Source organism: Halorubrum aquaticum (genome assembly GCF_900113615.1).
In the GTDB taxonomy this organism is placed as follows: domain Archaea; phylum Halobacteriota; class Halobacteria; order Halobacteriales; family Haloferacaceae; genus Halorubrum; species Halorubrum aquaticum.
On the sequence record NZ_FOPZ01000004.1, the window covers coordinates 105,811 to 126,592 of the forward strand.

Annotated in this window: 19 protein-coding genes, 1 tRNA gene and 1 pseudogene; 10 read left to right on the plus strand and 11 right to left on the minus strand. The window is 61.3% G+C overall.

What is annotated here, in order from left to right:
• Nucleotides 1-153 precede the first annotated feature (153 nt).
• The gene (locus F3H10_RS05150; RefSeq protein ID WP_149783766.1) at nt 154-486 is read left to right on the plus strand and encodes a DUF5789 family protein; all 333 of its coding nucleotides are present in this window, start codon (nt 154-156) and stop codon (nt 484-486) included.
• A 131-nt stretch (nt 487-617) separates the two neighbouring features.
• Here F3H10_RS05150 and F3H10_RS05155 read toward each other — a convergent pair whose 3' ends face one another.
• The 3 genes from F3H10_RS05155 to F3H10_RS05165 all read right to left on the minus strand — a co-directional run bounded on the left by F3H10_RS05155 (nt 618) and on the right by F3H10_RS05165 (nt 1,853).
• On the minus strand, nt 618-899 hold the full coding sequence (locus tag F3H10_RS05155; RefSeq protein WP_149783767.1) for a hypothetical protein: 282 nt from the start codon (nt 897-899) through the stop codon (nt 618-620).
• Between the two features lie 258 nt (nt 900-1,157).
• A tRNA-Ala gene (locus F3H10_RS05160) sits at nt 1,158-1,229 on the minus strand.
• A gap of 87 nt (nt 1,230-1,316) precedes the next feature.
• A complete protein-coding gene (locus F3H10_RS05165) occupies nt 1,317-1,853 on the minus strand; it encodes an SRPBCC family protein (RefSeq protein ID WP_149783768.1) in 537 nt (178 codons plus the stop codon).
• Between the two features lie 233 nt (nt 1,854-2,086).
• On the opposite strand from F3H10_RS05165, the gene F3H10_RS05170 reads away from it, so the two are divergent.
• On the plus strand, nt 2,087-2,668 hold the full coding sequence (locus F3H10_RS05170; RefSeq protein WP_188127866.1) for a DUF7437 domain-containing protein: 582 nt from the start codon (nt 2,087-2,089) through the stop codon (nt 2,666-2,668).
• Between the two features lie 11 nt (nt 2,669-2,679).
• Nucleotides 2,680-3,207, plus strand: a complete 528-nt coding sequence (locus F3H10_RS05175; protein ID WP_149783770.1) for a hypothetical protein — start codon at nt 2,680-2,682, stop codon at nt 3,205-3,207.
• A 175-nt stretch (nt 3,208-3,382) separates the two neighbouring features.
• On the opposite strand, the gene gltB is transcribed toward F3H10_RS05175, so the two are convergent.
• From gltB to F3H10_RS05200, 6 genes are all read right to left on the minus strand, one after another.
• Nucleotides 3,383-8,011: a glutamate synthase large subunit gene (gltB, locus tag F3H10_RS05180; RefSeq protein WP_149783771.1), complete on the minus strand. Its 4,629-nt coding sequence runs from the start codon at nt 8,009-8,011 to the stop codon at nt 3,383-3,385.
• A gap of 221 nt (nt 8,012-8,232) precedes the next feature.
• The gene (locus tag F3H10_RS15965) at nt 8,233-8,403 is read right to left on the minus strand and encodes an HEWD family protein (protein WP_188127867.1); all 171 of its coding nucleotides are present in this window, start codon (nt 8,401-8,403) and stop codon (nt 8,233-8,235) included.
• Nucleotides 8,404-8,530: 127 nt separating this feature from the next.
• On the minus strand, nt 8,531-9,355 hold the full coding sequence (locus tag F3H10_RS05185) for an undecaprenyl-diphosphate phosphatase (RefSeq protein WP_149783772.1): 825 nt from the start codon (nt 9,353-9,355) through the stop codon (nt 8,531-8,533).
• Between the two features lie 137 nt (nt 9,356-9,492).
• Entirely contained in the window at nt 9,493-10,230 is a 738-nt protein-coding gene (locus F3H10_RS05190; RefSeq protein ID WP_149783773.1) for a hypothetical protein, read from the minus strand.
• A gap of 187 nt (nt 10,231-10,417) precedes the next feature.
• Nucleotides 10,418-11,515 carry a DUF4330 domain-containing protein gene (locus F3H10_RS05195; protein ID WP_149783774.1) on the minus strand — a complete coding sequence of 366 codons (1,098 nt, stop codon included), beginning with the start codon at nt 11,513-11,515 and terminating at the stop codon, nt 10,418-10,420.
• Nucleotides 11,516-11,871: 356 nt separating this feature from the next.
• Nucleotides 11,872-13,074: an orc1/cdc6 family replication initiation protein gene (locus F3H10_RS05200; protein WP_149783775.1), complete on the minus strand. Its 1,203-nt coding sequence runs from the start codon at nt 13,072-13,074 to the stop codon at nt 11,872-11,874.
• A gap of 505 nt (nt 13,075-13,579) precedes the next feature.
• Here F3H10_RS05200 and F3H10_RS16250 point away from each other — a divergent pair.
• Together F3H10_RS16250 and F3H10_RS16535 are read left to right on the plus strand one after the other, a co-directional pair.
• A complete protein-coding gene (locus F3H10_RS16250; protein ID WP_223174202.1) occupies nt 13,580-14,095 on the plus strand; it encodes a cell division control protein 6-like protein in 516 nt (171 codons plus the stop codon).
• Between the two features lie 1,558 nt (nt 14,096-15,653).
• Nucleotides 15,654-15,910, plus strand: a pseudogene (locus F3H10_RS16535) (DUF7386 family protein).
• 122 nt (nt 15,911-16,032) lie between these two features.
• On the opposite strand, the gene F3H10_RS05215 reads toward F3H10_RS16535, so the two are convergent.
• A complete protein-coding gene (locus tag F3H10_RS05215; RefSeq protein WP_149783776.1) occupies nt 16,033-16,524 on the minus strand; it encodes a type IV pilin in 492 nt (163 codons plus the stop codon).
• 173 nt (nt 16,525-16,697) lie between these two features.
• On the opposite strand from F3H10_RS05215, the gene F3H10_RS05220 reads away from it, so the two are divergent.
• Nucleotides 16,698-17,474 carry a hypothetical protein gene (locus F3H10_RS05220; protein WP_149783777.1) on the plus strand — a complete coding sequence of 259 codons (777 nt, stop codon included), beginning with the start codon at nt 16,698-16,700 and terminating at the stop codon, nt 17,472-17,474.
• 16 nt (nt 17,475-17,490) lie between these two features.
• Here F3H10_RS05220 and F3H10_RS05225 read toward each other — a convergent pair whose 3' ends face one another.
• Nucleotides 17,491-17,607 (minus strand): hypothetical protein, encoded by a 117-nt coding sequence (locus F3H10_RS05225; protein WP_262488555.1) that lies wholly within the window; start codon nt 17,605-17,607, stop codon nt 17,491-17,493.
• Between the two features lie 36 nt (nt 17,608-17,643).
• Here F3H10_RS05225 and F3H10_RS05230 point away from each other — a divergent pair, with 36 nt between their 5' ends.
• From F3H10_RS05230 to F3H10_RS05245, 4 genes are read left to right on the plus strand one after another with little or no spacing between them, the layout of a single operon-like run.
• Nucleotides 17,644-18,429: a hypothetical protein gene (locus tag F3H10_RS05230; protein WP_223174204.1), complete on the plus strand. Its 786-nt coding sequence runs from the start codon at nt 17,644-17,646 to the stop codon at nt 18,427-18,429.
• A gap of 47 nt (nt 18,430-18,476) precedes the next feature.
• Nucleotides 18,477-19,478, plus strand: a complete 1,002-nt coding sequence (locus tag F3H10_RS05235) for a hypothetical protein (protein ID WP_149783778.1) — start codon at nt 18,477-18,479, stop codon at nt 19,476-19,478.
• Nucleotides 19,475-19,828 carry a hypothetical protein gene (locus F3H10_RS05240; RefSeq protein ID WP_223174205.1) on the plus strand — a complete coding sequence of 118 codons (354 nt, stop codon included), beginning with the start codon at nt 19,475-19,477 and terminating at the stop codon, nt 19,826-19,828. The genes F3H10_RS05235 and F3H10_RS05240 overlap by 4 nt, the downstream gene beginning before the upstream one ends.
• Nucleotides 19,785-20,606, plus strand: a complete 822-nt coding sequence (locus F3H10_RS05245; RefSeq protein WP_149783779.1) for an IS5 family transposase — start codon at nt 19,785-19,787, stop codon at nt 20,604-20,606. Before F3H10_RS05240 ends, F3H10_RS05245 begins: the two co-directional genes overlap by 44 nt.
• The last annotated feature ends 176 nt before the right edge of the window (nt 20,607-20,782 follow it).

Sequence of the window (20,782 nt, forward strand, 5' to 3'; positions counted from 1 at the left end):
CGAGGAAGCGACCTATAGTTAGGTGTCTGATATTCCGTCTCCGGCTTCGAAGCGGGCAGTTCTCGGGACGCGTCCGCTCGTTCGACGGTGACGGTCAGGAGTATACCCAGGAGCAACCACACCGTTATCCGAGTCGATCTCCTATTAGGATATATGACAGATGACGGACAGAGTTTGGACGAGAACACGGATGATGAAGGGGGACGCCAGCCGGACCGGAAGCGAGAGGAGGAACGTGACCGCGACCGTGAAGACGAGCCAGTAGCCGGCGATCCCGATAGGCGGCTCGGTGAACTCGATGCTGGGCTCGAAACCCAGGAATATCCGACCACGACGAACCAGTTGGTCGAGGCCTATGGCGACTACGATATCGAAACACGGGACGGGACGAGATCTCTCAATGGAGTGCTTGCCTCGAGTGACGACCAAACGTTCGTCTCCGCCGATGACGTTCGCAACCGGATACTGGGACTGATACATCGGTGAGATGCGTTCCAGTGACGAACTGGAGCGTTTCGATCATCGGACTACTTTGAGGAGATCTCGGGAACCTCGACGGTACGTGATCGGTTTCGGATCGAGGTGTTCGTGAAACGTCGACTGATCGATGCGATCAGTTACTCCACGTCCATGTCCTGGGCGTGTAGTCGTGCGCCTTTGAGGACCTGTTCGGCCGCCATGTCCAACGTGACGTCGTCGCCATCCGCGTTCTCATAGAGGTACCGGATCGGAACCGATCCGAGGGTCGAATGAGACACTTCGAAAGACCTGTCGCCGGAGTAGTGCCTGTATGAATACTCGCCGGAGGAAGTGCGGGTAATCAACATGAATTCGTCTTTAGCACCCAACGACTCCAGGTCAGCAAGCGCACTCTCTTTCGATGACTCGAATTCGGACATGTCAGTACCGTTAGTCACCGCGTGATTTCATTCTGCCGCTGAGTTCCGCGAGACGTGGACCCCGATCGACCTCGCGATGAAGATCCCGACGATCGGCGACATCAGTGACGATCGCCCGACTGCGTCGACCCGCCTTCGGGGTCGGCAAGAACTATGTTTTCAGATGGGACTTCGGCGACCCCCGATTTGCCCGTGAGTACGCCGAAGAGCGTTTCTACTGTGTGTTTGTGAAAACCCGGTACGACGGAGGAGTCGGAATGGACTCGCGGGGATTTGAACCCCGGGCCTTCCCCGTGCCAGGGGGATGATCTACCACTGATCTACGAGCCCTCGTACGCATCCACCAGTTCCCCGTTGCGTATATTAAGGCCTTCGACTCGGGAATCAGGATGGGGGCCGAGCCGCGCCGGCGACGACTCAGATCCGGTCGGAGTCGACGTACACCTCGAGATCGACGTCCCGAGTCGACTCCTCCAAGTCCCGTACCGCCCGCTCGACCACCCGTTCGGCCTCGCCCCGGATGAGCGGGATCGCCTTCTTCAACACCCAGTCGAAGGAGACGAGCCGCGGGAGGTCGAGCGCGTCCGGGCTCGCCGACCCCGGATCGAACTCGACCTCGAGGGAGACCTCACATCTCGATCCGTCGTCCGCGTCCCCGTCAGCCTCCTCGCTCGGCGTCACTCGCCAGCACCCGCCCGCGTCGATGTCCTTCGTGATCTCCCAGTCGATCCGCTCGGGCGGCTCGACGCCGGTCACCTCCGAGTGGGCGGTGTAGGTGAGCTTCCACCACGCGAACGTGAGCGCGTAACGGGTACCCGGACCGCCGTCACCCGATACCGTCCGGACCTCCCGGAGGTACTCAGAGTAGTGGGCGTAGCCCCGAAAGTCCAGCAGGAACTCGTAAACGGTCTCGGGATCGGCATACACCTCGGTGCGCACGACGAGTTCGTCCACGCCGAAGGGTTCGGCCGGCGCGTATTAAGCAGTCCGCCGGGCGGCGGGAGAGGGGAGTCGGAAGAATAGCGGAAGAGAGCAAGACCAATGAGAGTTCCGTTGAAACGGCTTTGTTGAAATCCTCAGAAGTTGATAGTTTCACACCCCCAATCGCTCAGTACAGGATGTCCGGAATCTGGTGTCCGATTCGGTAACCCCAAACACTATTACTTAATACACAAATTATGAATTATATGTCGAAGGCAGCTGGAGACCCTGAACGCGCCGTCAACGGTCTATTGTCAGTAGCACAACTACTGGAAGAACCACGACTGGCGCGGCTCTACACCTTCGTTCTCCGGGAAGATGAGGTCACTATCGACGATATTGTTAATGAACTGGATATCCCCCGGACGACCGCGTATTCGGATGCCGGCTCGCTCGTTGAACTGGAGGTTCTCACTCGAGATGAGGGCCAGAAAACACACACGTATTCGGCAGTTCCGATCACTCTCTCAACAAATCTCGGGGGAGACGAGTATACAATCACACCGACGCTCATCGAAGCGTTCGGCCGATCGCCCCGAGATCAGGACCTTAATCTCCTCATCGATAGATACGGCCTCGGAAAGCTCGCTGCCGCCCTGACGTATGCGGTCCCGTACGCCGACGGAGAGATGTCAGAGCGAGTTGCAGCCCGGGAACTCGACCTTCAGCACGCGTTCGCAATTGCCGTGTTACAGGCGCTGCGAGATGTCGTCCTCGATATGGAATCGATCGATCCCTACTTTGACGAGATTCGGGACGCCAACGAGAATCCGACGGTCGAAGGCTAACTACGAGAGCGATGAGTGAGCCCTTCGACCCGTTACAGGATTCGGTGGCGTGGATAGCAGATACAGGGTTGTTCATCGCGTGTGGTCGCCAGCAGAACAACAAGTACACCGCTCTCGAACGCTTTGCTCGACGGAACGACCTCACGTTCGTCGTTCCGCAGCGGGTTTACGACGAGCTCGGTGGTGCGCCGGAGCGAAGTACGCCGGGTCAGACTCCGATCAACAGCGCTATCGACGCGGGTTGGGTCGCGGTCGCCGACGAACCCGATTACACGAACGGCACGGTATCACGAGTGATGGACGACGTTCGATCGTATATCGCTCGATCCTCGAACAGGAGCGAGGATCGGATCGAAAAGGCCGACACCGCGCTTGCTGCGGTCGCGGTTGAACGGCTCGAATCGGAAAGCGGTCAGATCTGTATCGTGACGACCGATATCGACGCCGGCGAGGCGATCGTCGTGACACTCAACGCCCACGGGTTCGAGAATCGTGTACAATTCAAAAACGGGTTCGAGTTGATCGACGAGATCACGTAACGGAGAATAATCCGTTCTATTAATCCGCCAGTATTGAGCGTGTCATAGAGAGACGCTCACGGTTGTACGAACAACGGGCGCTATGTGTTGATTAGAGTCGGATCAAAACGCATCTCCATCCGAGGATTCCTACGGATCCGGACGAGAGAAAATGAAGAAGGGGACCCCCGCCGACTCAGTCGTCGCTCGAGACCTGTTCGGTCGCGTCGCTGGCGGCGTCGGGAACGGCGTCGGCGGGCGCGGGTGGCTCCTCGCGCACGTCGGTGCCCGTCCCCTCGGCGATCACGTCGGCGTACGCGTCGGGGAAGACGCGCACGAAGTCATCGAGGGAGGCCTCCCAGTCGTCGAGCAGCTCGGCGGCGCGGTCGCTGTCGGTGTACGCCCGGTGGTTCTCGACGAGCCGGCGGAGCATCGCCTCGTCGCTGGCGTCGAGGTCGGACGAGAGCGACACCATCCCGCGGTTGAGCCGCTCTCCGAGCCGGTCGTCGGGGTCGTAGACGTAGGCGACGCCGCCGGACATCCCCGCCGCGAAGTTGCGGCCGGTGTCGCCGAGCACGGCGACGACGCCGCCGGTCATGTACTCACAGCCGTGGTCGCCGACGCCCTCGACGACCGCCTTGACGCCCGAGTTGCGGACGCCGAAGCGCTCGCCGACGACGCCGTTGACGTACGTCTCGCCCGCGGTCGCGCCGTACAGACAGACGTTGCCGGCGACGACGTTCTCGGCCGGGTCGTAGCCCGCGTCCTCGGGCGTCGAGATCACGATCCGGCCGCCGGAGAGCCCCTTGCCGACGTAGTCGTTGGCCGCGCCGGCGAGCTCCATCGTGATCCCCCGCGCGAGGAATGCGCCGAAGCTCTGTCCGGCATGGCCGTCGAACCGACAGGTGACGGTGTCGTCCGCGAGCCCCTCGCCGCCGTGAGCGGAGACGACCCGGTTCGAGAGGGTCGCGCCCACCGCGCGGTCGACGTTGTCGATGTCGCGGGTGAGCGCGACGGGCGTGCCGTCCTCGATGGCGGGTGACGCCTCCTCGATCAGGTCCCAGTCGAGCAGCTCCTCGATGCCGGCGTGGGCCTGCGCGCGGGTCTTGGTCCGGGAGTCGCCGGCGGGGTCGGCGATCACCGCCGAGAGGTCGAGGTGGCTCGCCTTCTCGTGGTCGGTCTCGCGCTGGCTCAACAGATCCGGCCGGCCGATGAACTCCTCGAGATCCGTGAACCCCAGCTCGGCCATGAGCTCGCGTAGCTCCTGGGCGATGAACGTCATGTAGTTGATGACGTGGTCGGGTTGGCCGGGAAAGCGCTGGCGGAGGTCCTCGCGCTGGGTGGCGACGCCCACCGGGCACGTGTTCTCGTGACACTGCCGGGCCATCACGCAGCCGGAGGTGACGAGCGAGGCGGTGCCGAAGACGTACTCCTCCGCGCCGAGTGCCGCGGCGACGGCCACGTCGCGGCCGGTCTTGAGCCCGCCGTCGGCGGTCACGCGGATCCGATCGCGCAGTCCGGTCGCGCGAAGCATCTGATTCGCCTCCGCGAGCCCGAGCTCCCACGGGAGCCCCGCGTTCTTAATCGACGTCTTCGGCGACGCCCCCGTTCCGCCGGAGTGACCGGAGATGTGGACCACGTCAGCGTTCGCCTTCGCGACGCCCGCTGCGATGGTGCCGATCCCGGCCTCCGAGACGAGCTTCACGTTGACGTCGGCCGAGGGGTTCGCGGCCTTCAGATCGAAGATGAGCTGTTTGAGGTCCTCGATCGAGTAGATGTCGTGTTGCGGGGGCGGGGAGATGAGCCCCACGCCGGGCGTGGAACACCGGACGTGGGCGATCATCTCGTTGACCTTCTCGCCGGGCAGGTGGCCGCCCTCACCGGGTTTTGACCCCTGTGCCATCTTGATCTGGAGTTCGTCGGCGTTCGCGAGGTACTCTGCGGTGACGCCGAAGCGGCCGGAGGCGACCTGCTTGACGTTGCACTCCTTTTCGGTGTCGAACCGCTCGGGCGGCTCGCCGCCCTCGCCGGTGTTGGATTTCGCGCCGAGGCGGTTCATCGCGATCGCGTTGTTCTCGTGGGCCTCCGGCGAGAGGCTCCCGAGGCTCATCGCGGCCGTCGAGAAGCGCTCGACGATCGACTCGACGGGCTCCACTTCCTCGAGCGGGACCGGGTCGCGGTCGGAGTCGAACTCGAGGAGTCCCCGCAGCGTCTGAAGCGTCTCGGACTGGTCGTTGACCAGTTCGGCGAACTCCCCGTACTGCTCGTAGTCGCCGCTCCGTACCGCCTGCTGGAGCGTCCCGACCGTCTGGGGGTTCCAGCCGTGGTGGACGCCCGACGAGCGGTTCTCGTACTCGCCGACCGTCTCGAGTTCGGGGTCGACGCCGAAGGCCATCGCGTGACGGGTCCGGAGGTCGTCTTCGATCTCCTCGATCCCGATCCCCTCGGTGCGGATCTCGGTGCCCTCGAAGAACTCGGCGACGAGCCCGGAGTCGAGCCCGACCGCCTCGAAGATCTGTGCGCCCTGATAGGACTCGACCGTCGAGATCCCCATCTTCGCCATCGTCTTCAGGAGGCCGTCCTCCAACGCGCCCCGGTAGGCGGCGAGCGCGTCCGCCTCGTCCGCGCCGTCGGGGCCCGCGACCACGTCGGCGATGGAGGCGTACGCGAGGTACGGGTCGACCGCGTCCGCGCCGTACCCGACCAGCGTGGCGAGGTGATGGACCTCGTGGGGCTCGCCGGACTCGATGACGAGGCCCGCGCGGTTGCGCAGTCCGTTGCGAACGAGGTGGTGATGGACCGCGCCGGTCGCGAGCAGGCTCGGGACCGCGAGTCGGGCGGACCCGATCGCCCGGTCCGAGAGGACGACTACGTCCGCGCCGCCCTCGATCGCGTCGGTCGCCTCACTCCGGATCCGGGTGACCGCGTCGGTGAGCGACGTGCTCCGGTCATAGGTGGTGTCGACGGTCTCGGCGGAGAATCCGGAATCGCCATCGAGTTCCTTCAGCGCGGCTGCCTCGGTATCGGAGAGCACCGGGGAGTCGGCGACGATCTGGCGGGCGTGTTCGGGCGTCTCCGCGAGCAGGTTGCGCTGGTTGCCGATCCGCGACTCGAGGGAGGTGACGAGCTCCTCGCGGATGTAGTCGATCGGTGGGTTCGACACCTGCGCGAACAGCTGTTTGAAGTAGGTGAAAAGCGGCCGGTCGACGTCGGCGAGCACCGACAGCGGGGTGTCGTCGCCCATCGACCCAACGGGGTCTTTCCCCGCCTCTGCCATCGGCTCCACGAGGTGGTTCAGCGAGTCCGTGGTGTAGCCGAAGGCGGCTTGGTGGGCCCGGACGGTGTACTCTGTCTCGTCGTCAGACCGTCCATCGAGCTCGTCGAACTCCGAATTCCCGTCGACGAGGGCGTCGAGTTCGACCTGCCCGTCGTCGACCCACTCGCCGTACTTCTCGTCGGTGAGCTCGTCAAACACCTCGTCGTCGGGGACGATCCGCCCCTCTTCGGGGTCGGCGACGAAGATCTCGCCGGGTTGGAGGCGGCCGCGGCGCGTCACGTCGGCGGCGTCGGTCGGGAGCGCGCCGACCTCGCTACCGACGACGAGCCGGTTGTCGGTCGTGACCTCATACCGGCACGGACGGAGGCCGTTGCGGTCGAGCACGCCCGCGACGCGGTCGCCGTCGAAGCCGATGACGAGGGCGGGGCCGTCCCATGGCTCGACGAGCGAGGCGTGGTAGTCGTAGAAGTCCGCGCGTTCCTCGGCCATGAGGTCGTCGTCACGGAACGCCTCGGGAACGAGCATCCGCAGGACGTGCGGGAGGTCGCGCCCGGTCTGCAAGAGGAGCTCGATCGCGTTGTCGAGACTGGCGGTGTCGGACTGGTTCGGATCGTCGATCACCGGCCGGATCGTCTCGAGCTCCGCGCCGAATGCCGGGTGGTCCAGGTCGTTCTCGCGGGCGCGCATCCAGTTGACGTTCCCGCGGATCGTGTTGAACTCGCCGTTGTGGACCACGTTGCGGTACGGGTGCGCGAGGTGCCACGCGCCGAGCGTGTTCGTCGAGAAGCGCGCGTGGACCAACGCGACGTGGCTCGCGAACCGCTCGTCCTCGAGGTCGGGGTAGTACCCGGAAAGCTGTGAACCCTTGAGCAGCCCCTTGTACACGACGCGCTGGCGGTCGAACGAGCAGACGTAAAAGCGCCCCGCGCCGTCGACGTCGCTCACGACGTTCTCGATCTCGCGACGGGCGGCGTACAGCGCGCGGTCGAACCCGAGCAGTTCGGGGTCGGCGTCGGGATCCGCCGAGGGGTCGGTGAACCGCTCGGCGAGGCCGGCTCCCTCGACGGGGGCGACGAACAGCTGGGCGACGTGGGGTTCCGACTCGACGGCGGTCTCGCCGAGGTCGTCGTTGTCGGTCGGGACCGACCGCCAGGCGAGCACTTCCAGGCCGTAGACGGAGAGCACCTCGGCGATGACGTCGTGGATCTCCGCGCGGACGCCGGGTTCCGGCGGCATGAAGACGGAGCCGACGGCGTACTCCTCTGGAAGGTCGGCGTCGACGACCGCCTCGAAGAACTCGTCGGGCCGCGCGACCATGATCCCGGCCCCGTCGCCAGTGTTCTCTTCCGCACCGGTCGTTCCACGGTGTTCGAGATTCTCTAAGAGTCGAACGGCGTCGCGTACCGTGTCGTGTGCGGGCGTGCCGTCGAGGTCGATGACGCCGCCGATCCCGCAGTTCGAGCGGTCATCGGTCGGGGAGGCGAGCCCCGCGTCGCGGCCGTCCCGGGCCGTCTCCAGCTCGGGGATGGTACTACGTGACTTGGTCATACACCTCCTCTCGAATCATGAGTTAAAGGAATAACCCTGATATGGGTAGGATCCATCGTACACACATTAGGGAATATAAGGTAATTATCTATCAGGGATTGATACGGTTTATCACTATCTACGATTGATCAGTTAGTTATCCCATATGTGCGGATAGATTGGACATATATCCTCGAACATGACTCAAAAACGGGTTGAATAGAGTAGGTTGCGGACGTTCGTCAATTCTCTTCGAAGGGTGCGTACGTTCCGTTGACGTCCCAGTCGTGGATACAGTAGACGTCGCCGGGCTCCCCGTCGATGCGCCACCCCTCCGTGTCGGCGTCCCAGCGCTCGGCGCGGCCGCATAGTTCGCAGGTCCGTTCGGTCGGGGGAGAGATCGTGACACTCATGATCGGCGACAGGCGTCGCATCAGCAAAAGGATACCGTCCAGCCAACCACGAGAAAGAAAGTCAACTACCCCACCCTACTTCGCTCAGGCAGGTGATCGGGGAGGCTTCCGCTTGCTGTCGGTCAGTTCACACCACGACAGAGACGATCCCACCACCCACGATTGCGAGCGCGCCGAGGCCGAAACAGACGGCCCAAAATGGAATCCGCTCGACGACCCGCATTAGCGCGTCGATCGTGATGTAGCCGACGACGGCACTCACCACGAGCGCGACGGCGGCCGAAGTGGGTTCGATCCCGGGCAGTCCCCCAGCATCGAGCAGTGTCAGGACCGCCGCTCCGAGACTCGCGGGGATCGAGAGCAGGAACGAGAGTCGGAACGCCGCCGGCGGGTCGTAACTCCGGAACAACAGTGCGCTCGTCGTCACTCCCGAACGCGAGATCCCCGGGAGGATCGCAACGCCTTGGACCGCCCCAACGAGTAGTGAATCGACGAGGGTCGGCTCCGTGCTCCCCCCCATGGACACCGCCTCGGAGGCGTACGTCAAGACGCCAGTCGCGACCAACAGAACGCCGATGACGGCGATGAATACGCCGCCGGTGAGCCGGCCAGCCAGATCGACGGCGAAGACGTACAGCGGGATCCCAACGAGGCCAGTCATCGCGCTGGCGAGGACGATATATGAAACGAGCGCGTTATCACCGTCGTACGCTCCGGCAGGTCGCCAGCCGGGCGTCGCGCGCAGCGCGGTCAGGATCTCCGTGCGATAGTACGTTGCCGCCGAAAGCGTCGTCCCGACCTGTAAGAAGAGCGCGAGCTGTAAGGCGGCGTCCGGCTCCGTGCCGACGAACGTGAGAAACAGTGCGAGGTTTCCCTGACTCGAGACCGGCAGCCACTCCACGACGCCTTGGACGATCCCGGCAAGGACCGCGATCAGGAGGGTGTCCGTCACGTCTCACACTGGCGCGATCCGGGTACTTAAGAAGCGCCGATTCGGTCTACATGTGGTTGGTACCAATACACATGGTGTGGTGGGTCCGGTGACTACGCGAACGGCTGCCGGATCGGATCGTATGAGTCGAACAGCGATCAGGATCGATCGTCGTCTCGAGTCGATTCCGATTTCGTGTTATCCGATGAGTCCACAGAGTCATCCGGGAACAACGTCGACTCCGTGTCGTCCGAAGGATCACTCGGGTCGTCCGGAAAGAGCGTTGGCTCCGGATCGTCGGCTGTTGTGGCGGCGTCATCGGTGACGGGGTCCGATTCCGCGTCGCTCGACGAGGCGTCACGCTCCGTCAAACTGGGTCCGTCAGGGTCGGAAGACTCAGAGGAAACAACGGAACCATCCGAAGCAGCCGATCCATCGGCCCCCTCCGGAGGAGCCGGCGGCTCGAGTGCGCGGATGAGAAGTTCGACGACGCGCGTGTCGCGGAGTTCTCCCCAGCTCCGCCGGTCGCGCAGCCCCACGGCACCGACCGTGGAGACGACGAGCGCGCCCACCAGAAGCGTCGTCGAGACGGCGTCGCCGGCGACCGTGACGAGGAAGAGTGCCAGTCCTGCGAGAAGCGTGAACCCGCCACCGACACGCAGCGGCGTTTCTCGAGTTTGACTCACTGCAGCTCCGGCCGCCTTCGCAAAGATCGAACCCCCCATGGCACCGATCAGGAAATCGATGACCCAGTCGAGGATCTTGAGGAAGGGGCCAACCGTCCACGTCTCGCGGAGGTCGATAACGATCACCTCCGGATCCGGCTCGGCCGTGAGCCAGGCGTAGATCGCGGAGCTGCGGACCCAGGCGGCGACGTGACTCCCGACGGTTCGCATTGCCGAGACGATCGTCGATCCAGCGATCGCGGCCGGCTCGTCGCCGTTCGACGATCCGCCCGAGCGAGTGTGACCGGACCCGTCCGTTGAGCGCGTGGTCACGCGGCGGACACCTCCGAGGGACGGCCGCGTGGAGAGCGGGCGCTCGAGGACTGTGGGCGGACGCGTGGACCGTGACGACCACGGATCATCCGGCGACGCTCACCACCTCCGCGTCGATGACGACCGTCCCGAGGTCGAGCGTGACCGTCGACCCGCTACGCAGGGATTCACCCTTGAACTGGACGCCGGTCGTCGTTTCGCGAACCTGGAACTCCGCGGTGATCGTCACGTCGCGGTTGACGGGATGGTCGACGACGTTGACGCTCCCGTTCTCGCCGGTCGCGATGATGATCGACGGCTCCGTCTCGACGGCAACGATCTCGGCGACGGGGTCGCTCACGGATCCCTCGCGCATCCCCGGGCGGATCGCGTCGGCCATGTCCTGACGAACCTCGTCCATCCGGATGGTGACCGTGCGGGTCGTAGTCTCGCCCAACTGGAGGTCGCCGTTGACGCGCTCAATCGTCCCGTCGACAGTGTAGTCGTCGGCAGGCAGGGTGAGCGGTTGTCCGCGGCGGAGGGGAACGCCACCGAAGCGAGTCCGACCGTCCTCGCGGTGGGCATCAAGCGTTGTCTCGAGGAACACCCGGCTCTGAGACGGGTCGCCCGTCGCGTACGTCGTGACGTCCTCGACGGTCGCGACGGTGCGGCCGGCCAGGCGTACCTCGTCGCCGGCGGCGATATCGGCCGCAGTCTCGCTATCGAGCGTGTCGCGGACGATCACGGTAGTCTCCTCGCGCTCGAGCGCGTCGCCGTCGCTGACGCCGCGGATCTGTCCGCTCACCTCGTAGCGAGAGGTCGCGAGCGTGAGGCTCCGGCCGAGTCGTGGCGGGGCGTCCCCGTAGGCGATAGAATCACCGTCGAGTTCACCCTCGAGTTCGACTCGGAGAGTGACGCCGATGTCGTCTCCACGTGGCGTGAGGTGGACATCGGTGACGGTCATCGTCGAGACATCGTTCGGGCTGTAGGTGTCGCCCTCGTTTATCGCGTCGACGATGTAGGTCGGCTGTGTACCCATATCAAGGGTTGCGTACGTGGTGTCAGTATCGGGTTCAGGCGCGGGGTCATCGGAGAATACGAGCGCGATACCGGCGACGCCGACCGCGAGGACCAACAGCACGACGAGCGCGTCGACGACGTTGACGACGCCAAAGAGGTCGCCGTCGTCGTCGATCAGTTCCATGAGGGACCACCCGTGAATCGCATTATCCCATGGGTATTAGGCGGGGAGTAAAACGGTTCCCCTTTCGAAGGCGTTCGGATTCGGACGCCAGGGCGTCTGTAGATCGTTGAGAAGGAGATGTACGTCCGAGATGAGGTCCTTCGAGAAATGGCACGTCGCTCGAGAAGTGAGAGAGTACGTTTCGTCTGTCCAGGTTGCCATCCGTCTCGACGTGTCGTGGAGGAGACGGAGAGTACATTTCTTCTGTCTCGACAAGTAACTCCGAACGCCACGTGTCGAGCTGGTACTGAGAGAACGATACTGAGAGAGTACGTTTCGTCTGTCTTACTCGGAAGAGTGGAGGGGCTGTCCTGACATCAACGGGGATCGCGCTCCGTTTCGATCTCCCGTCTGATGTCGAGAACAATCTCGGGATCGAGATCCAGACTGTACTCGTAGTACCTTCCGCCACTCTCACCGTGATTCTGGCCACTTCGCTGGAGGAATCCGAGCATGTGGAGATCCGAGAGATGGTTCTGAATACTCTTGAGCGTCGTGAGCGGATCGGCCGCGTGAGACGCAGCGACGTCTTCGTACCGAGTTTTGATCGTCTTCGAACGAGTCGGTGTATCCCCTCGCTGCTCGATGTACGCGAGGGTTTCCAAGAGGAGTTGGGCGTGCTGGGTCTGGTCTCGGATCCGATTTCGTAACCGTCCACGTTGAACGAGTTCCTGTGCCTCAACGATGTGTGAATCGTCGACGTGATCGTCGCCCCGCTTTTTGGCCACTTCTCCACCGACCCGAAGGAGATCGATCGCCTGTCGTGCGTTACCCCGATCCTTCGCTGCGATCGCCGCTGCTCTCGCGATTGCCGAGTCGTCACAGACGCCGTCAACGAACGCACGGTCGATGCGGTCGTCGAGTATCGCTCGTAGTTCGCTCGCGTCGTACGGGCTAAAGGAGATCTCAGATTCCATCAGCGTGTCTTTGACCTTCGGAGAGAGACTCCGTCTGAAAGTGTAGTTGTTACTGATCCCGATGATGCCGATCTTCGAGTTCGTGATGTGACCGATCGATCTCGCACGAGGCAGTTCATACAGGAGCGTATCGACGTCATCGAGGTGATCGATCTCGTCGAAGACGACGAGGTGTGTTCCGCCGAGCCGATCGAGTTGAGCGTAGAGTTCCTCGAACGCGTCGGACGTACTCAATCCACGTTTCGGAAACACGCTCGCAGTCTCCGGAAGTAGTTCGTTGACGAGCGTACGGACGACGGAGTAGACGGTCTTCCCGTTACAGTTCAACTCGTGGACGTGTAACTCGTCGGCGTCCGGCCGTTCCGTGATCTCGTCTCGGAGTGCTTCCATCATGTATTTCGTGACGGCGGTTTTCCCGAGGCCCGCCTTCCCGTACAACATGACGTTCTGTGGAGTCCGACCGAAGAGAACGTCCTGGAGCGCGTGGCGATACTCGTCGATCTCCTCGTCACGCTCAAGGATCTTATCGGGTTGATGATCCTCTGAGAGGACCTCTTTGGCAGCAAATATCGATCGCTCGATGTCGCTGAACGGCCCGGCCATTGGTCTATTAGCTAACACTGCCCAATTATATTTAAAACCTGCTTTTGTTAGTCTCGTTTGTCTTTGTCGTGCGTCCACCCGTCTCGATGGTTTTCCACGTCACACGGGCGCAACGGTTCCCACGAAGACAGACGAAAGCCACTCTCCGTGTGAGCCACGACGACCGTGTTCACCGGTGAACGCCACGCAACGAATCCAAGACACACGAAACGAACTCTCTCCCAGTGAAGCACACGCTCCCAAGAATCGAAACGCCGAACGACGGCACAGGACACTACGTGTGAGAGCCACCCACACAGCGGACGCTCGTCGACCGAGCCGTTCGACAACGTCGAAGACAGACGAAATATACCGTCCGTGTATCGCTTCCGGCCATGATTCCGACCACAAGACAGACGAAACGTACTCTCCCATCGAGGGAAACGACGACTTAGCAAATCGGTTCGTAGGAAACCGCCGAGACACCGAACTTCGGTCGATCCTCACGACGTGAGTCGAGAAAGCGTTGATCGAGGATGCGTGGGACGATTCGGCGATCAAACTCGCTGCGGCCAACGCAGCAAAGGACACTGGAAGCGCACGGCAAGCCATCGACCTGCTCCGAGAGGGTGGCGACGTTGCCGAGGAGAACGGTGCCAGCGAGGTCACGGATGAACACATCGAGGTCGCGGTCGATCGCGTTCAGCGCGGTCGTGTCGAGAACAAGCTGCGTGATCAGACCATGCACGGTCAATTGATCCTCGAAGCACTCGCGAAACTCGAAGTCAGCGGATCGACGCCCGCCAAGTCGAAGGAAGTACAGCAGGCATACGTTCGCGTAGCTGAAGGGAGACAGCAAGACCCGCTCACCACGCTCAAGAGTATCCAAAATCATCTCGCCGATCTCACCATGCTCGGGTTTCTCGAACGAACTGAACACAACGAGGGACGCGCAGGTGGCGCCCACTACCAGTACGAGCTGGCACTCGATCCGACCATCGTCCTCGAAACGCGGGATGCGATCGAAGCCGAGTCGACGTGAAGCCCTCTTTTGGGAGGCAGAACAGACGAAACGAGGGGTGTGTCCGGTAGACCTTCGAGACCATGGGCCGTGACGATACGTCGTGAAACGAGTGGAGGGTGTTCAACTGGAGAAGAACAGACGAAACGAGGGGTGTGGGTTCGAACCATGTGTTCGAATTCGACGAATCGTACGGGGTCTATGCCCTTCTCGGGAGGATAGAAGGGCTTCATATCGAGAGATCGGATTTATCGGAGATCACTTGGGCCGAGGCATCTCTTCGAGTTTGGTGATCCCACTGGTCTTCTCGATGCGGGGGTACTGGCGTCGCCATACGTCCACCGGACCATCCGTCGACATCGCGGGTCGAGTGGGTCATGCGTACTCGAGGAGCGTCAGTGGCAGGTGTGTTCCCTGTTGACATTCTCGGGCGTGGGGCTTTGTTCACATCTTCAGCAGATGATACGTTCTAAATTAGCTTCAGTCAGTACAGAAGAAGGTCGCATATTTGGATCAAAGGCATAGTAGACGACAGCCATTGTGATTCCCATCATTACTGGTCCAAAACTTCCATCACCCGGCAGTAAGAGCCTAACAGCAAATACACCCACTGCGGAGACGAGACCAACGAGAAGAGCGTAGGAAACACGGAATAGGCCACACACAATCGTCTAGCTGCCGGTACAGACCTTGAAAAGTGTCCAGATGTACAATCACCATACGTAGGTCAATGTGTCTTTCGTTGGAAATACAGTCTTCAGCAAACAGTTGTTTCAGACGATAACCTATCTGAAGAAGAGGATTTCAATAGAATTGTGGTACTTGACCGCCATTGTGACGAGACGGAGGTTCCCGAGTTCGGTGACGCCGATCCCCAGACTGTCGGCAACGCGCTCCCTCTGGAGTGATCGGCTAGCCAGATCCGGGGTGTCCTGCTCTCGGCGGACGGCACAATCGGCCGGACCACGGGTTTCAAGCCGCTTCTCGGCCATTTCCAGGTATGGGAATTGTTCGGGATCGCGAGCACAGGGACGGTGCGTCGACCATCGAGGAGACGGGGATCCGCGTTAAAGACATCGCGTCAGCGTACGAACACAGCAGGTACAGCCCTGACGAGATCACATAACTATACCCCGATCTCACTCTCAGCGACGTCCACCGGGCACTCGCGTACTACTACGACCACACTCACGACTTTCTGACCTCATCTTCCGAATCCACCTCCGCATGGTGCGGCCACTAGAATTCGACGCAGACAGGCTCGTCTGGCTTGTACTCATCGGGGCCGCCACCCCCTCGCTCGCCGAGAAAGACGATGGCATCGAGTTGATCGCGCGTGAAACCCGCCGGAAGGGGGTTCTCGAGGCGACCCCGTGGGGTTCGACGTGGATGTATTCACGAACCGCGATCTATGTACTTCGATGGTCCTCGAAGACGACCGAAGTACATAGAAATCGGTTGGGTTGCGGGTGGCCGTCGTCGAGATCGTGGTCGGTCGGTCGGTGCCACTTCAACGCGGACCCGTTCAGTCACTCCAGAACGACGGGATCGCGACCCCCGTACATACGGAGGTATATGAATGAGCCGTCGAACTAGCCTGAAACTCACCGACGAACGCGAGTGGCAGCTCGAAAAGGCGAGCGAAATTGTCGCGAGCGGTCCCGACGACGATCCGCGATGAGCGTGGTAATTGATGCCGCGCTCGCACACCTCATTCAGTCAGAGGAGAACATCCGGAACGCCCGCGATGAACTGAATCCGGTGACGATCCAGCGGTTCAATACCGATGTGCTTGGGTTGCGGTACAGGACACGAGTCGAAAGCCGGTGGCGGTGAATGATTAAGAACAGGAACAAAGCGAATCGGATGTATTGACCATCTCAGATATGATCGTCGATAAAGTCTATCATACGATTACGGCCTTCGTTGAGAATAAAAAAAACCGGCGGAAGTAGGGTCTAACTTAGATCAAATATACCCATCTCAAAGCTCTGATCTGCCTGGAAGGTCTCCTCAAGTATGATAGACTCACTGGGCACGTGAATAACTCTCACACGGTAGTTTTCACCACTGGCAACATCAACAGTAGGGGCATCACCTGCCGCAATGCTTGCATTCTGACCAGAGACGGATTCTCCGACGGAGAATCCACTACTAACTTCTCCCACAGTAACGCTCTCATCATTTGTCACATCAGTGAAAATCACTTCCATTTCTCCACCAGGAATTGGATCCCCACCGCCGTGTTCAATGGTAATTCCTTGGTTGGTCTCGTCAACGTCAGAAGTCAATTGTGCGCTCGGCTGATTGTCTCCGAGCGAGTCACCGAGTCCGAGCACGAACGTCCCGATGACGGCAGCCAGGATGACGGTGATTGCGACCATCAATATGACGCCGATCACGGGACTCACAGCACGGTCGTCTGTGTTGAACAGTTTGTTTGGTTTCATAGTTGAACCCAGCTGTTCACCGATTCGAGCGGACGAACATATCTTTCGACCCCTCGACCGGTTGCTGGTTAATAGAAGATAAGGGAACCCTGTATAAGTATTTGCTGGCACGAATATCACGGATGAAAATTAGTTCAATAGAGTGAAAACGTCTAACGTATAAGATGTGCTTAATGGAGCCCACGCCCCAAGCCCTCGCGCGAACGTACACCGATCGGGTGTATCCCGATCCGTGGGAGAAGGTCCTCGATTACCGTCGCGTCCAGGAGTACGCAGCCGAACACCCGAAGGCCGGACGAGTCCGCGTCGGCCGAGCGCTCGAACTCCCTGCCAGTCGGGTCCGCGGATGGCTCGACGACGGTGTTCCTGATCCGGTTCGTGCGATCAACACGGCGATCGATCACGGATGGCTCGAGCCCGAACCCGACAACGAGGTGGCCGCCGGTCTCGTCGATCTCCTCGCGCACGTCCTCGCAGGCGGCAGTATCTCGAAAAAATGGTTCACTCCGGCCGTCGCTCCCGGCCGACGTGTTGATCTCGACGAGATACGACACGCCTTCAAGCGGGTCGGAGTCGAGACGACGACCCGCAACGCCGATGCCGACAGTCGCGCGACCGAGCTCGTCCCGAAGGAGGACGCCTCAGTACTCGGTCGGTGCCTCGTCACGATGGGGGCGGCTCACGGGGACAAGACGACGCTCGAGCGGCTTCCACCGGTCGTGTGGGAAGTACCGGCCCCCGCCCGCCGGTCGTTCGCACAGATCTACGTTCGTCACCGCGGATTGAACTACGATGACAAGTCGACGAAACGCATCCAAGTCAACCGACCGGCGTCGTTCATCCAAGACCTTCGATACCTCCTCGACGACGTGGTAGACGGCTCGGTGACTGTCGATGACGGTGGAATCACGATCCCGGCCGACACGGTGCGGGAACTCCGAGCTGCGTAGAGGTTTGGGTCGGCAATTACTCGAGTTCGTCTGCGTCGATGTCGCCGGAGAGATACGACTGCCCTCGCTCGGTCAGTTCGTAATAGCCATCGTCGTCCTTCCGTAGTAGATCCCGGTCCTCCAGTTCACGCACCCGTCCGCGGATCGTCGAATATCCGACTTCGTGCCCGTGTCGCGTGAGGTTCCGATACAGGGGTTTCGGGGCGAGTTCGAGTCAGCGCTCGAGGAAGCCAACAGTAGCGATACATACCGGGACGTGTTCTGGCCGTACCACGAGCGGGTTAGTGACGCCCTTGACGAGGCGGCGCGATCAGATGGCTGGAGTTTTCTCGAGGATATGATCGATGCGCACGATCCGACTGTCGATGACGAGATTCCGCTTGTGACGCCCACGATCGCGAATGCCGTGGGACGGAATGTGATCCGCACGCGGTTGACCGATGGCGTGTCGGCGATTCCAGTTGCGGCGCTCGAGTACCTCGATGGCGTCGCAGTCACTGCCGCCGATACGGCTGATACTGCGCGGGAGGAAGTCCACGCATACGGGTGGGGAATCGGCCATCCCGACTACTCGGTGGTCGACCATCTCCGCGCCCGCGCCTCGGAAGACATCTTCTCCGTCAACCCGACGCTCGAACACGCGTTCTACGCTGACCAGTACGCGGCGGTCGATCTGCTCGAAACGTTGGTGAGAGATCAGTCGATCGACGGGACGCTCCCTCGCATCACCCGTGACGATATGCCGTATCGTCGCTACCTTCTCGATTGCGTCTACGGGCTGAAGACGGACGACCACTGGCCGGGGATGCCGCAGTACTACGACTGGGACGAGGAATTCGACTACACGTTCGAGCTGGACGAAACAGTCGAACAGCGCATCCGTGATCTCGTCGAAGAGGCCGGCTTCGACGCAAACCTGCCGAACGACTGGACGTTCCGCGATCTCGGTATCTGAGCGAACCACCCTCACGCTTTACCTGTCTCCCGACGATACACCCGGTAATGCCGTTCAGCGTCACATGGCACACGCTCCTCGACGAGTGCGAGGGTCTCGCCGCGGATGCGACTCTGCTCACACCACTCTCTCAGGATCGTTTCCAGATCACCGACGTACAGGAACACCGAATCGTCGTCGAATTTCTCGACCGTGACGTGGACGAGACACGGCCGCTCCAGCGCGACCAGTTCGAGACGCTCTACGAGCGCATCAGTGACGCTTCCGATGGATTCGATCTTTCGCGGCTCCCGCCCGATGCCGATCCGTATCCCGCCGTGTTGAGTCTGCATCCCCGATTCGAGGTCGGCGAGAGCGCGGGTGTGATCCGCGAAACCGACGAACCGACCGGAAGCCAGATCATCACGGGAGCAGACGACACCGAATCAGCGGAGGAAGCCACCGAGCGCACGGAGCCCGACGTGGATGTCTACAGCGATGCGCTCCTTCTCATCGATGCGCTAGAGCGGAACGATCTCTCCTCGCTCAAGGCGCTCGATACGCCCGCCCTCATCAATCTCTACACCTTGCTCTCGGACATTCAGCGCGATGCCAACGACCTGCGCCAGAACGTGACCAACGTGTTGTTGGATCGGCTGCACCACGACCAGCCCGTTCACGGCCAGTTCGGCTCCGTGCAACGAACGGCGCGTCGCAACCGAGACCTCAGAGACGACGAGGAGGTACTGGCTACGCTGGAGGACGCGGGCATCGACCGCGAGCGCGTGTTGAGCGTCGACCGCGACAAGGTCGATTCCGCTCTCGACGTGACGGAACTCTCCGAATCGGACGTGTACGACATCGAGGAGACGGAGTACGTCCGGAAGGCCGAAGTGGATGAGGAACAGCGAGAAACGCGACTACAAGGACTGAAAGATCGGCTCGCCACGAGCGACGACCCCGAGGCCACGGAACTTCGCGAGGAGATCGAAGAACTGGAGAGCCGGATCGAAGAGTTGACGCAGTTTAAGACCGGACGAGAGTATCACACCCAGTCGAGAGCAGAATGATCAGCGGACTCCCCGACCGGCCGCTCTTGGCTAGCGAGACACTCACATTGTCCCACGAGCGTGACAACCTACTCGTGATACCGACGACTCCGGACAGTCTTGTCGGAGACGACGGAACGCTTGGCGGCATTCGGGACATCCTCGTGTTCACGGCGAACGTCGTGGCGTCTCTCGCATACACCGACGCGGACGGCTGGACAGTCGTGGCAAAGGCTACTGATCCATCAAAATTTGGGCTCTGTAGTTTCGCTAGACGTGAAGCCGACGACTCCGTTATCTGGGTAGAAAGCGAAGAGACAGATCGGTGTGAGATCCGAAATCCGTCTCTTCACGCGTGTTACGGTGGCTAAGGCTAAATCAGTTGTCGCTAATCCGGACGAACCCGCCGACCCCGAAGGGGGAGGCGGGTTCGCAGAGTGGGCGATGCTCACCGTGCATGCACTCCGCATCGAGCTGGGCAAATCCTACCGCGTTGCGGTGGATTTGCTCTCAGAAATGCCCGGCGTACTTGAAGAGATCGGACTCACCAAACTTCCACACTACACGGTGCTTCGCACGTGGTTTGAGCGGATTCCGACCAAGACGTGGCGTGCGTTTCTCGGCGCGTCAGCCGAGAAACGCACCGGCCACGCTGCTATCGATTCGACTGGCTTTGACCGTGATCAGCCCAGCCGCCACTACGCTAACCGCACGAACTACCGCGTTCGAGCGCTAAAAGTCACCGCTCTCGTGGATGTCGAAACGCTGTACATCACCGACATCCACTCGACGACCTCCAAGAAACACGATGCGAAGATCGGCCCGCAGGTCGCTCGGCGCAACGCCGGCGACCTGCGGAGCCTCGCTGCTGATCGCGGCTACGACGCCAAAGCCTTCCGCGATGAACTCCGCGAAAACGGCATCAGACCGCTGATTAAACACCGGATCATGAATCCACTCGATCACGCCCACAACGCCCGCATGGACGGTGATCGGTACCACCAGCGCTCCATGTCAGAAACCGTCTTCTCGTCGATCAAGCGCACGCTCGGCTCCGCCGTGCGTGCGCGCAGCTGGTGGCTAGAGTTCCGCGAAATGCTGCTGAAAGCCACCGTCTACAACCTTCGCCGGAGCGTCAGATACCCGTGAAATCCGCCGCCGTGTACCGAAACTACAGAGCCAAAATTTGAAGTCGTCCTCGATTCGCTCATCGAATTTCGGGGCGACAGCCTCGCAGACGAAGACAAAGCCGAAATTGTCGAGACAATCGCCGAAGCCTACGAGACGTTCACGGAACGGATGCCCCGGTGAACTATCCACGTCGA

What these genes read in the sequence shown, in the direction of transcription:
- F3H10_RS05150 (WP_149783766.1), top strand. Translation starts at nt 154, where the DNA reads ATGACAGATGACGGACAGAGTTTGGACGAGAACACGGATGATGAAGGG.
- F3H10_RS05175 (WP_149783770.1), top strand. Translation starts at nt 2,680, where the DNA reads ATGAGTGAGCCCTTCGACCCGTTACAGGATTCGGTGGCGTGGATAGCA.
- F3H10_RS05240 (WP_223174205.1), top strand. Translation starts at nt 19,475, where the DNA reads ATGATCAGCGGACTCCCCGACCGGCCGCTCTTGGCTAGCGAGACACTC.
- F3H10_RS15965 (WP_188127867.1), bottom strand. Translation starts at nt 8,403, where the DNA reads ATGAGTGTCACGATCTCTCCCCCGACCGAACGGACCTGCGAACTATGC.
- F3H10_RS05235 (WP_149783778.1), top strand. Translation starts at nt 18,477, where the DNA reads ATGCCGTTCAGCGTCACATGGCACACGCTCCTCGACGAGTGCGAGGGT.
- F3H10_RS05220 (WP_149783777.1), top strand. Translation starts at nt 16,698, where the DNA reads ATGGAGCCCACGCCCCAAGCCCTCGCGCGAACGTACACCGATCGGGTG.
- F3H10_RS05215 (WP_149783776.1), bottom strand. Translation starts at nt 16,524, where the DNA reads ATGAAACCAAACAAACTGTTCAACACAGACGACCGTGCTGTGAGTCCC.
- F3H10_RS05155 (WP_149783767.1), bottom strand. Translation starts at nt 899, where the DNA reads ATGTCCGAATTCGAGTCATCGAAAGAGAGTGCGCTTGCTGACCTGGAG.
- gltB (WP_149783771.1), bottom strand. Translation starts at nt 8,011, where the DNA reads ATGACCAAGTCACGTAGTACCATCCCCGAGCTGGAGACGGCCCGGGAC.
- F3H10_RS05195 (WP_149783774.1), bottom strand. Translation starts at nt 11,515, where the DNA reads ATGGAACTGATCGACGACGACGGCGACCTCTTTGGCGTCGTCAACGTC.
- F3H10_RS05190 (WP_149783773.1), bottom strand. Translation starts at nt 10,230, where the DNA reads ATGCGAACCGTCGGGAGTCACGTCGCCGCCTGGGTCCGCAGCTCCGCG.
- F3H10_RS05200 (WP_149783775.1), bottom strand. Translation starts at nt 13,074, where the DNA reads ATGGCCGGGCCGTTCAGCGACATCGAGCGATCGATATTTGCTGCCAAA.
- F3H10_RS05170 (WP_188127866.1), top strand. Translation starts at nt 2,087, where the DNA reads ATGTCGAAGGCAGCTGGAGACCCTGAACGCGCCGTCAACGGTCTATTG.